Raw genomic sequence first — 13,466 nt, forward strand, 5'->3', positions numbered from 1 at the left:
TAAATGATAAAACACGAGTTTATTGTCAACATTTATATAGGTTTTAAAGTATAAATATTAGCCAAGTTTAAATTTATTTGTTGCCAATGCAAACATCATATGTTTATATTATTAAAATCGATTTCATGCTTTCATAATAAAGTACAAGCTGATTGCTAAAACACTGACGTAGCAATTTTTAGTTGTTTAAAAGGACACACACATGAACTTATTTAAAATAAAAATGGTGATGCTGTTAGGGTGCTGCACATTATTTGCTACAAATTTATATGCAAAAGATGCAGAACTCAAAAACTCTGAAATCAAAAAGCCAAATGTGCTTATTTTACTGTTTGATGATATGCGCTTTGATACGTTTTCATATCGTAATGGCCCAGTTTCAACGCCAAATATTGATGCATTAGCAAACGAAGGCACACGTTTTGATCAAGCGATGACATCTACAGGCTTATGCTCACCTTCGCGCGCGGCTATGTTTACTGGGCGCTGGGGACATAAAACGGGCCTTGACGATAACGTAGGTCTTTATCATTCTCGTCTTTCGGAGTTATCACTCAGTGAAGGCAGCGTAATTAAACGTGCAACCAGCATAGGGTACGATGTTAGCTATGTAGGTAAATGGCATTTAGGTGCACAAGGCCCAGCACTACGCGGTGCAAACTTTATGTGGGGGCACGATAAAGATGAAGAACGTAACGGCCGTCCTTTTACGCCTTATCAAACGCAAAAAAATGTAGCCCGTATGAACGCAGGAGAACGTGATAAAAATGGCGAAAAGCATGATTACTATAAAACGCTTCCTGGTACATACGCAGATACAGTAACGGCTAAAGAAGTAAACGAAGGCAAACTAATGCTGCAAAATGCGGCTAAATCAGACAAGCCATTTTTTGGTATTGTTAGCTTTGAACAACCTCATCCACCGTACCGAGTACCAGAGCCTTACGCCAGCATGTACGACTACAAAGATATAAAACTTCCCAAAAACTTTGGTATAAAACGTAAACATAAACCAATGGCGCAAGATGATATTTGGTGGCCTTGGCATGACGTAAGTCATATGAGTGAAACCGATTGGCGCAAAGCACATAGTTTTTACTATGGTGCCATTGCCATGATTGACCACGCAGTTGGCGAGCTTATTAATACGGCTAAAGAAGAAGGTTTATACGACGACCTGCACATTATTTTAGTCGGCGATCAGGGCAGTATGTTAGGTGAGCATAACCTTTATGACAAAGGCCCATATGCGTATGACGAATTAATGCGTATGCCACTTATTATTCGTGACCCTAGCCTTGAGCCTAAAATAATTAACCGCCAAGTGTCTATGCTCGACATTGCGCCAACACTTCGCCAGTGGATGACACTACCACTTGATGGCGACGAAGATGGGCGTTCACTTTTACCATTAATGAAACAAGGTGATAGTGCGGATGCTGGTAAAGATGATATTTCGTTATATGCCTATGAATGGTACAACGGCGGATGGTTTGGTATTAGAGCTATACGTACCCCTGAAATGAAATTTGTATGGAATCCAGGTGATAGCCGCGATGAATTATACGACTTAAAAAATGATCCGTACGAAATCACAAACCAAATAGATAATCCTAAATATAAAAAACAGCTTACTGATTTAGTGCATAAAATGGCGGGAGAGTTAAACCGTATAGACGACCCATCATTAACAAAATTTAACCACCACATGAAAGCTTTTTTATAGCCGAGTAATGCCCTTTGGTAGGCCATAATTGGCCTACTATTTTTATTTTCAAAATTGAGATTGGCACTATGAAAACACACACAAAATTATTGAGCGCTTTATCATCGCTTGCATTATTAATTGGCTCTGCGGGGGGACACGCAAGTGAACAAAAACCCAATATTATTCTTATTGTTGCAGATGACTTAGGTTATGCAGATGTTGGTTTTAATGGCTCTAAGGACATTATTACCCCAAATATTGATGATCTTGCTAAATCGGGTACCTCTTTTTCAGACGCTTACGTAGCGCACCCATTCTGTGGCCCAAGCCGAGCGGCATTAATGACCGGTCGTTATCCACATAAGATTGGCTCACAATTTAATTTACCGACACGCGGCTCAAACGTAGGCGTGCCTACTGACGCCAAGTTTATTAGTAAACTACTAAACGAAAACAACTATTTTACCGGTGCATTAGGTAAATGGCATATGGGCGATACGCCGCAGCATCATCCAAATAAACGTGGTTTTGATGAATACTATGGCTTTTTAGGGGGGGGGCATAATTACTTTCCTGATCAGTACCAACCCCAGTATAAAAAGCAAAAGGCACAAGGCTTAAAAAATATTTTTGAGTACATTACACCGCTAGAGCACAACGGCAAAGAAGTAAAAGAAACGCAGTATATTACTGATGCACTTTCGCGCGAAGCCGTTAATTTTGTAGACAAAGCAGTGAACAAAAAGCATCCATTTTTTTTATATTTAGCTTACAACGCACCGCATACGCCATTGCAAGCTAAAGATGAAGATATGGCGATGTTTCCTAATATAAAAAATAAAGACCGTAAAACCTACGCAGGTATGGTTTACGCGGTTGACCGTGGCGTGGGTAAACTAGTAGAAGCCCTGAAAAAAAATAATCAATATGATAATACGCTTATCGTATTTATGAGCGATAACGGTGGAAAATTAAGCAAAGGCGCTAATAACTTCCCACTTAAAGCAGGTAAGGGCAGTACACAAGAGGGCGGTTTTAGAGTCCCTATGTTGTTTCATTGGCCTAAGCATGTACCTGCAGGCAAACGCTTTTCGCACCCTGTATCGGCACTTGATCTGTATCCGACATTTGCAGCTTTAGCGGGCGCTAAAGTTGAAGAAAACCAACATTTAGACGGCACAAATATATGGCCTGCGTTTATTAAAAATGAAAACCCACATAAAGATGAGCCTATTTATGCACTTCGCCATCGTAAAGGTTACAGCGATGCTGCAATTCGTATGAACCAGTGGAAAGCATTAAAAGTTAACCAGCAACCGTGGCAGTTATTTAATATCGAAAACGATATTTCTGAAAAACATGATGTAAGTAAATCTAACAAGGCACTGTTAACCGACATGGTTCGAGAAATGGAAAAATGGAGCTGGGATAACCAACAGCCAAGCTGGTTTCATGAAACTACTGAAGGTGTGAACTGGCGATTAGATGCCATGCCACGATTCGATAAAACGTTTAAAACAACCAAGTAAGCTTTATCAAATTCAAGGAGATTGTATGAAAGTAAAAGCAGTTACATGGCATGTTTTTTTGTTATGCATTGGCGCAAGCTTACTAGGTTGTCAACAAGCGAGTGCCCTAGCGAGCGCTCAGCTAACAACTAGCAGCACATTATTTACTGAGCAACACCAAGCAATTAAATTAGAAAACAAAAACCGCCGTAAATGGGATAACGCATTAATAAGCGATTTAGACCAAGACGGTTCCCCTGATTTATTACTTACTGATCATGGTTATACCATTCGTTTGTATTGGAACAATAAAGGCGTTTACGACAAAGGGCGCGATCTTATTGTGGGTGATATGCACGGTATTGGCGTAGGCGATTACGATAAAGATGGCAAGATGGACATTTTGCTTTCGCGTGGTGGTGGCTCTGGCGATAACGCGCGTAATGCTAAGTTATTTCACTTTAACAAAAGAGAAATTATTGAAGGCGGTGATTTTTCACCCAAATTGCCAACGTTACGTGGGCGCACTAGTAAGTTTTTTGATGCCAATAATAACGGCCACTTAGATTTATTACTAATGGGATTCCCGCAGGCTAATAGCGGTAAACAAACCAGTAATTTTATTTATAAAAATGATGGTAGTGGCAATATAACCCACGCAACTGATTTACCAAAAACTAATCGAGACGGTCAAAAAGTCCTTATTACCGATTTTAATAACGATAAAGTTGACGATTTAGTGATTTACGGCGACGGCGCTTTACGTATTTTAAAAGGCAATGGCGACTTTACCTTTAGTGACGTAACCGGCAACATTTTACCTAATAAAATAATGGATGCGACGGGTGTTAGCGAAATTGATTTTGATAACGATGGTGACTTTGATTTATATATAAGTCGTGCTAACCCATTACAAGCAGGCGATACGTTTTTTGATGCTAAAAGCAAAACATTTGGTTTTTATACTAAACGCGGGTCATTTAAATTCAACGACTTACTTATTGGCGACACGCTCAATATAGTTAATTACCAATCACCTTATCCGAATCAAGATGTGTTTGTAGGAGAAGGTGCCTATAAATACAAATTTGAAGGTGAAAGGCACAGCGGTCAAAACGTTAATATTGTTAGCAGTAACGGCTTAGGATGGCCTGATACTCAACCTAATAAAGGACTTTATGTTGGTTATATAGGTAATAATAAGTGGCGCATGGCGGGTAATACGTTTTCACCGACTACGGGAGTGGTAACCGGTGTTAAGCACTATACAGAAAATAAAAAGCCAGTGGCACCATCAGATTTGTTATTAAAAAATGAAAGTGGAAAATTCGTTGATGTAAGTGATAAAGCCGGTGTTAAAACCAATTTAAATACCACGGGAGTGAGTGTAGGTGATTTTAACAACAGCGGATATCAAGATTTATTTGTTGTTAAACAAGGTAACTTGGTAACCCCTACGTCGCAAATACTGTATTTAAATAATGGCGATAATACATTTAGCCAAGCTACTCATTCGGGATTAATTACAAATACCTTAGGTACCATTGGTTCAGGCGCAAATGTATTTGATTACAACTTAGACGGCCAGATCGATATTATTATGAATAACGACAGAGGTCAGTGGCACTTATTTAGTAATCAAGCCAATAACAGTAATCACTATGCATTACTGCGTATAAGTAATTCACTTAAGCATAATACAAGCCCAATTGGTGCTATAGCGACACTTAAAGGCTGTGGTAAAACCCTAACAAAGCGAGTATCGCCTGATGCAGCACCTTATACACAATCATTTGATAACGTGGTTCATTTTGGTTTGGGTCAGTGCAACGAAATAGATAACGTGAGTGTGCGTTACAGCAATGGCGAAGTGATAAGTAAATCTAAGATTGGTATAGATAAAGTAACCAATCTTTAATGCAAAAGAGTTAACTATGAGAGGTAAAAAGCAAGGTTTGGTAACAAGCCTTGCTTTTTTTTCGCAAAAATTAAGAGCAAAAGAGAGCAATAATGAATAAAAACAACATCACTCATCTTAAAAATAAATTAGCGGGTTTAGTGTGCTTATTTACTGTGTTTGGTTGCAGTACTCACATGGCTCAAAGCAATAATAAAAGCATAAATAAAGGGGAAGTAAGTGCATCTTTAGCGTCTGTTAAAACGTCTAATACAATGCTTAATAGTGCGAGTTTATTTGCATCACTCCCTGATTATTGCCCAACCCCAGACGCTTTTGCTGTCTCTCCTACAGGAGAACTTACTTTATCGTGCGTTAATTATGCCAATAAAGGGCTACAAGCGGGTGTATTGGTTAATATTAATAATGACAACACGTTTACTAAAATAACTCAGTTATCTGGACCAAATAATAAAGGCAAAGGTCGTCCTATGGGACTTGCCTATGCCCCCGATGGCTCGTTATTTGTAGCCGATAACCAAGGTGTTGGCAAAGCTCGATTACTTAAACTTACCTTAAAAAATAATGCAGTTATTAACACTCAAGTCGTTGCCAAAGGCATGAGTTCCCCAAATGGGGTACGTTACCAAAATGGCTATATTTACGTAACTCAATTGCGTGTGCCAAGTGAAAATAAGGCCGAGACTCTTAGTGGGATATATCGTTTTAAGGCTACAGATACCAATATATTAGTGACAAACAATACAGATGATCCACATTTATTGTTTTTAGCTAAAACTGTTAATAAGCAACGTAAATTTGGACTTGATGGTTTAGTGTTTGACGCACAGGGTAACTTGTTTGTGACCAACTTAGGTGACGACTTAATTTATAAATTAACGCTTGATGCAAACAATAACCTGCTTAGCCAAAGTACCTACGCAACACTTCCAAAAGGAAGCGGACCTGATGGTCTTACTATAGACCCTCAAGGTAATTTATACGCTGCAGGTTTTTTAACTAATCAAGTTATAAAAATTGATACACACCAGAATGTAACTGTTATTGCATCATACCCCGATAATAATTCAGAAAATGGTGAATTAGATCAACCCGCTGATATTATTTATTACAAAGGCTCTCTGCTTGTGTCTAATTTTGACTTACTTACAGGCTCAGGCATTGCCAATACTGGGCATGGCAAGCCTTATACAGTAAGTGAAATTAAGTTAATAGATAATTAACCATCTACTTTAAATCGATATTTTAATTTTTTTGATTAGATAATTAAATTTAGAGTAAAAATGTATTAATAATGCAAACATCATATGTAATAATACATTGGACATTAAATATAAACAAATAGGGTGAATGATGAGAAAAAGTTTTAAGTACTCCGTTATAACGTCTTTTTTATTAATGCAATCCGGATTTACTGCTAGTGCTAACACACAAATAGACGAGCTTGCTGCTGCACTAGATAAAGTTAAAATTTCTGGTTATTTAAATTTAACCGCTGGAACGGCAAAAAAAGAGAACGCATTTTTTAGAGCTTATGATACGAAAATAAATGCAACATCTGAGACTTGGGGGGGCGTTCAAATTGATTTTAAAGCATCAGAAAAATTAGATTTCACTTTATTAACTAAGTTTTTTGCTGAAAGCCGTCCCTATGACGACAGCTTTGGTGTTGATTTAGCCTACTTAAGTTATAAATTGTCAGATCAAACAAAACTACGAGGAGGTATTTTACGTGTGCCTCTTTATAAAGACAGTGATTATAAAGACACTGGTTTTGCTCATTTATGGCTAAGAACCCCTGAGTTAATTTATGCAAATAATAAGGTTCAACGCCACACCGGTATTGAAATATTGCATGATATTTATTTAGGCGATGGAACAGTGCAAGTTCAAGCCTTTTATGGGCAGAATGAAGACCCTCGTGCAAAAGCTGCTGCTAATAACAATAAAACCTACACAATTGACGATATTATGGGGGTTCATGCCACTTATTCTATAGATGAGCATTTGTTTAAGTTAGGTGCTACAACACGAACAGAGCCTGGGGATCTAAGCGACTTTACTTATACAGATAGTCAAGGTAACGAAAGACTAGAAGAGGAAGGTTACTACGCCGGGGATAGACAAACCTTTTATTCTTTAGGCTATGGTTTTGATGATGGATTATGGAAGGTTGACGCAGAGGCTATTTTTGAAATAACGACGGGCGGCCGACAAGATAATGGTAAGTATTATGCTTCAGTAGGCTATCGTTTTGGTGATATTACACCTTATGTTATGTATCAATATAGAGAAACGCTAGATGATAGTGAGCGTGGTTTAAACGTTGACACTTATGTTGCTGATGATGAAAAAAACACGGTTACTCGTTTTAATCTGCAAAAGTCATTTCAGCAAAGTATTCTGTCAATTGGATCACGTTACGATATTTCGAGTAATTTAGCATTTAAAGCGCAAGTTGATAGTTATGAACATACATCTACAGGTGTAAATGGTAACACTAGAGATATTGATAATTTACTTTATAGCGTTAGCTTACAAGCTGTTTTTTAAGGAGAGGCACATGAAAAAAATATTAATATTAGCTAGCGCTCTTTGTTTTCAAACAGCATTCGTACAAGCTGAAGTAGTTGTTGTTGGTAACCCAAGCCTGAGTGCCACATTAACCCCTGCGGAGGTTAAAAATTTATTTTTAGGTAAACGTCAAAGTTTGCCTGACGGCACGCATATCACTATTGTCGAACGTACAGCAGAAGCTCCTCTTAAAAGTGAATTTCACAGTAAATATACTAATAAATCAGAAGCACAGTTAAGCGCTTATTGGACTAGGTTAGTCTTTACTGGCAAAGGTAAACCTCCAAAAGAAATCTCAAATAGTGAAGAGCTTATAAATATGATATCTAGTAATCCCAGTTTTATAGGGTATATAGATAGTACAGAAGTTACTGATAAAGTAAGTGTTTTATCTAAATAACCTTAGAAATAGATCATCTCACTAATATTATATAGATATTTGAGAGGTGATCTATAAATGGAAATAAAGCTATATGTTTAATTTAACTATAAAGCAAAAAATTATCTCTGTCTCTGTAACTGCTCTACTTGGGTTTATTATAATATTTACTATTAATCACTTTGCTTTATCTTCTATGACTAAAAATGCTAAGTTGCTTCAAAATAATTTATATCCCACCTTACTTGCTATAAAAGAAAGTAAATTATATTTAGGGCAAATGGAATCTACCATCAATGTGAGTGTCACTATTGGTGATAGTGATATGCTACAGGAAGTAGAACAGTTCGCGATCAAGATTAAAAATAATTTAACCTTAGTAAAAAATGATGATGTTCAATTTGAAGGGGTTAGTGAACTGTTAAATAAATTTGAAATGTATCAAAAAAGTAGTATTGAATTAGCAAACAAATTTATTAATGGCGATGTGTCTATTCAAGTTTTGCAAAGTAAAGCGGTTGAAAATAACAAACGTCTTCTTGAGTTAAAAAATGATCTTTATAATTTAGAGTTAATGGCAGATAAACAATTAAAAAACAGTGTGAAAAATATAGAATTAAAGGCTAGTAATGCTCGTTGGTTTACTACTGTTGTTTCTATTATATGGGTGTTAAGTTTACTTGTTTATAGTGTATTACTTAGTAAAAGCATTATAAATAACATTGCATTAATAACAGATTCATTGAAGAAATTTTCTGAAGGTAGTGCTGATTTAACTAACAGAATCAGTTACAAAAACAACGATGAACTAGGTGATTTAGCTAGCAGCTTTGATGATTTTGTTGTTAAGCTCCACTCTATCATTTCAGAGGTCATATTTGCATCCTCATTCCTTGAAGAAATTTCAATAGAATTGATATCTAGCACTAAAAAATCTAATGAAGAAAATAACAAGCAAAATGAATCGGTACAAGAATCAACAACCGCTATTCGAGAGCTATTAACTTGCGTTGAATATATTACTGAAAATTCAAGTCAGGCATCAGGGTTGGCTAAAGTTGCAACATCTTCAGCTGAAAGTGGAAATATACATGCTCAAACATCTGTAGATTATATTAATAATTTATCTAAAGATATTGATAGAACCTCTAGTAATGTTGATCAACTTAAAATACAGGTTAACAATGTAAACGGTATATTAAATACGATTCAAGGTATTGCTGAGCAAACAAATTTGCTTGCTTTAAATGCAGCAATTGAAGCTGCACGAGCTGGAGAGCAAGGACGTGGATTTGCTGTTGTTGCAGATGAAGTTCGTAGTCTTGCTAATCGAACCCACCAGTCTACTCTTGAAATTCAAAATCTACTTAATGAACTTATATTATCATCAAATATAGTTGTTGATTCAATGAAGCACAGTTCAGAAGTTACGGTTAAAACTGTTCAAGCGTCAAAATCGTCTAGCCAAAGTTTAGTCGAAATTAAATCGATTGTAAACGATATGCTTATGCTCAATACCCAAGTAGCTTCAGCTGCGGAAGAGCAGTCAGCTACATGTAAGTCAATAGACAGCACTATTAACTTAGTTAGTAAGATGAGTGATAGTTCATTACATCATGGTGCGAAACTTGTTGATTTAGGTGACTCTATTAAGCAAACCAGCAATAAAATGTACAATTTAGTTAGCCGGTTTAATGTTTAATTTATATTGGAAAATTTAAATATTTTTTACGTAATTAAATTTATTAATCTAAACTGACAGGTACTAATAAAAGTGAACCACTGTCAGTTTAATTTATTTGAATTAGAAAAAGTAAAACTGTTAACAAAGACCTTTCTTTTATGATCTAATGAGAAATTGATATACCTTATCTAAATATCTATCTGACTTTACTGCTTTTAAATTTTTCGTATACCCATATAAATTCACTTTTTATCAACTTTAGTTAATGACTATTTTACCTTTTTTGATACTTGATTTTCCCAGATGTACTCCTATTTTTTATCACCCAACAAAAAACAAACATTTATCGGACAAAAAATAAACATTGATCATTCAAAAAACAAATAATAACATCCAATGTAATTAAACATAGTATGTTTATTGTTTTTTTAATTAGGAGATTAACTGTGAATCTTAAAGTAATAAAATTGAGTGTTTTGGTACTTTCTTTCCATTCTTGGGCCGTACCAGAAAGGCCATCTATCGTTCGAGATGTGCATATGACAACTCAAATTGGTAGTGAGACAGGTTTTCCGCAATACACGCGAGCGACTATTCCGGCATTACAAACAACGGCTGATGGACGTATAAGTATTTCTCATAAGCCACAAAGAGATGGAAACTTAGTCTTTCGTTTACAGGTACCTGAAAAATTTGATGATCCAGCGCATCCTAATTTTAATAAAGCATTTATTGAGCATCGTTCCGGGAGCGATATACTTGCTCATCCCGATGCTTTGGTTCCCGGCGCAAGGAGAAGCAACATAATAATAAATGCCGATAATACAATGACATTTAATGGTGCAGCGATTAATAATTCGACTTTAAATAATTTTTACGGCGGAAGCTCAACAGCACATCAAGGGATGTGCGATCCTACTTTTGATAAAAAATCAACTAAGAAAAACCCTTATGCATGCGGTGTTAGCAGCTTAAATGATTGCTACGATCTTACGATTATAAGGGGCGATAATATTGAGAAAGTTAGTGTTGAAGATGAAAATGGTAATATTATAAGTACAGATTCGCGTACTATTTTTGGTATACCGGTAACTGTTGAAGTGTCTAACCCTAAAACGGCTCGCGCTCAGATTATTCAAGTTAGGTTACCTGAAAGAGTAGAAAATAGGCCTGGGGATATAATTGATCGGGTTAAAACAACTCTAAATCCATATAGGGGTGCTTCAATACCAATGAAAGGTTTTTTAGAACCCAATGTAGCCGGTGACGGTAAACTTCTTTTTTTACGTGCAAATGCCGGAACCTCGGTTTTTTATGAAGATTCTACAGGTAAACGCGTAGCAACGCGTTCAGATAACGTATATTTATACAATGAACAAAATAGTGATAGTGATGCAAGCAATGACTTTGCGGCTTGTGATGTTCAGCAATGGACTTCACAAAGTATTAGACCATTAAGTCATGCGCCATACGACGATTCAATAAATAAAAAATTTGGCTTTGCTATGCAGTTATTTAGAGATACTGAAGGTGATGTCATTGCTGAGACCCAGCCGATTGGTACCTATCCATGGATTGATAAAAATGCTGATAATATTTCAATTACAAGTATTGGCTATGATTTAGTTGAGCGTAGTAATAAAAAAAATGAAATTGTTGATTCAAGAGTCACTAGTTCTGAATGTTTCACTGATATAGATAAGTGCTCAACTGGTGATGAAGCTCAAGATGGCGGCATATTAAATGGTCGTGTAATTATGGGGTTGTGGACTCGAGGAAAAATGGTTTTACTAGATAACCTTATTAACAACATTGATTACTCTTTAAATGGAACCGATGCGGCTCACCGTTTAATAGACCTCTATGATTCGGGGTCACCAATAAGGGTAGGAAATGGACGCGATAACGATGAGGACAATCATCCATTAGCGAGTTCTGGAAATACGACTTTTATTGATTCTAATGAACATAGATTTAATTACTTTAAAAATACAATGCGTCCAGTAACTCCAGCAGATGTAAGTTGGCTGGTTAGTTCTGGGCGAGGTACACACGAACTTGCATTTGATGACTACCTCAACCCCAATAGTTTTATTAATGCCAATATGGCTCAAGTTATTGATTTGCGACCGAGTGGATTAAGAGCAATTGTAGAAGATACGGTTCAAAATACAGCTACAGGCGGGCGCCTTTTAGCACCTGTAGTAGCAGGTAGAGCGCCACTTATTTCTTCAAGTGAATGGAGAGTACCTCGTTATGGCCAACTATTACCGAGTCGAGGTATAAAACCAAGAGTCGAGCCTATTGCTAACGGTGGTATCAATGGCAAAGGACTGTGGATAAAAGAACAAGGTCAAGGAGTTAGTTTTAGAATACCTGAGCAAAGTAATGAACGTGCCGCTCAATTTATGCAAGGAACATTGTATTACGGGCTTTTTATTGATCAAAGAGATAAAAATATACCAGGTGACAAGCGTTTAGTGACGTACTCTGATGGCTCAAGTATTAGTATACAAATGGGTAAAACATTGGTTTTTAAAGATCCTAGTAATAACGTTGTTGGAACGTATTTAATTGATGAACCAATTTTACGAAACCCTGATAATACTCCAATTGATAATGACTATGGCTGGGTACACTTAGGATTTCAAGTATCTGCCAAAGCATCATCAACAGAGGTTTTAACGTTTGTAGACGGTTATCCTGTTGATATGTTAATGGTCGACCAGCCGCTTTTTCGATTGCATGCAGGTGGCAATATAATTATTGGTGCTGGTGATCGAAGCGAAACCCAATTTATTGGTTGGATAGATGATTTTAAAGTTTTTGCACAAGAACTTAACCCAGAAGTTGCTTGTAATATGGCTAATGGAACGATTGCTGGAATAGGGAGTGAAGCAAATTCTCGCTGGACAGAATGGTCTAACACAGTAGATAACACGTTACACAGAATAATTGATAATTATGTAAACAGAGACGTTAATGCAAGTAACAACATTAGGGATTTAACAAAATATGTTTGTTATTTAGATAATACTGGCGATTTAACTGCAAATTTAGGCAATATTCCAGCTGACTTAGTAAGTGTGCGTGATAGTATCAATTTTCCTGAAGGGCCGTTATTTTTTGACCGGCCTAGACCTGACTCATCTAATAATGCTTTTTGTACAAGTTGCCATACTGAAGATGGGCTTGACGGCTTAGATTTAGAAGCACTTAAATTGCGAGAAAATGTATTTGCTATTAATGACGAGCGCCGTCAGCCGATGCAACCTGATCCATTTGTGTATGGTGTTGTTCCTGCAAATTGGGTGAAAAGTTTTTTTAATATAAACAATGCTGCCGTTGGTACAGCAGCAAACCCTGTTTGCATAGATGAGTTTGATCTATTAAGAGCGGATGAAGACAGTGAGTTTACTTGTGAACCTCATGCAAATGAATAATGTGTTGTGAGTTATTTTACCTGTTTAGTAATCTTGTTATTACTGAATAGCTCTGAGATTTTATCTGGGGCGACAGGATTATATTTTTAGCAAATTAACCCTAAATTATACTTTCACAGCGTTATAAATTCAGGACTTTTACATATAAATATAATAGTTAAGGGCAATTAAATTGCAGGGCAAGATCACGAACTTTACCTTGACTTAAAAGTATGATCTTATACTCCTTTTTTAAGGAGCATCCCCATGTCT

General features: G+C 36.5%; 8 protein-coding genes. All 8 read left to right on the forward strand.

Annotated features, from left to right (window positions below; translation table 11 throughout):
• The first annotated feature begins 202 nt into the window (after positions 1-202).
• Positions 203-1,726: a sulfatase-like hydrolase/transferase gene (locus NRL14_RS07685; RefSeq protein WP_149605815.1), complete on the forward strand. Its 1,524-nt coding sequence runs from the start codon at positions 203-205 to the stop codon at positions 1,724-1,726.
• A gap of 68 nt (positions 1,727-1,794) precedes the next feature.
• Positions 1,795-3,237: a sulfatase-like hydrolase/transferase gene (locus NRL14_RS07690; RefSeq protein ID WP_306724369.1), complete on the forward strand. Its 1,443-nt coding sequence runs from the start codon at positions 1,795-1,797 to the stop codon at positions 3,235-3,237.
• Positions 3,238-3,262: 25 nt separating this feature from the next.
• A complete protein-coding gene (locus NRL14_RS07695; protein WP_149605817.1) occupies positions 3,263-5,134 on the forward strand; it encodes a CRTAC1 family protein in 1,872 nt (623 codons plus the stop codon).
• A gap of 92 nt (positions 5,135-5,226) precedes the next feature.
• Positions 5,227-6,357, forward strand: coding sequence for an SMP-30/gluconolactonase/LRE family protein (locus tag NRL14_RS07700; protein ID WP_033030329.1), 1,131 nt, complete (start codon positions 5,227-5,229; stop codon positions 6,355-6,357).
• Positions 6,358-6,484: 127 nt separating this feature from the next.
• Entirely contained in the window at positions 6,485-7,687 is a 1,203-nt protein-coding gene (locus NRL14_RS07705; RefSeq protein WP_139016131.1) for a hypothetical protein, read from the forward strand.
• A 10-nt stretch (positions 7,688-7,697) separates the two neighbouring features.
• Entirely contained in the window at positions 7,698-8,108 is a 411-nt protein-coding gene (locus NRL14_RS07710) for a hypothetical protein (RefSeq protein ID WP_033030333.1), read from the forward strand.
• Between the two features lie 73 nt (positions 8,109-8,181).
• A complete protein-coding gene (locus NRL14_RS07715) occupies positions 8,182-9,789 on the forward strand; it encodes a methyl-accepting chemotaxis protein (RefSeq protein ID WP_033030335.1) in 1,608 nt (535 codons plus the stop codon).
• A 428-nt stretch (positions 9,790-10,217) separates the two neighbouring features.
• On the forward strand, positions 10,218-13,214 hold the full coding sequence (locus tag NRL14_RS07720; protein WP_306724370.1) for a hypothetical protein: 2,997 nt from the start codon (positions 10,218-10,220) through the stop codon (positions 13,212-13,214).
• The last annotated feature ends 252 nt before the right edge of the window (positions 13,215-13,466 follow it).

Source organism: Pseudoalteromonas sp. 20-92 (genome assembly GCF_030847595.1).
In the GTDB taxonomy this organism is placed as follows: Bacteria; Pseudomonadota; Gammaproteobacteria; order Enterobacterales; family Alteromonadaceae; genus Pseudoalteromonas; species Pseudoalteromonas fuliginea.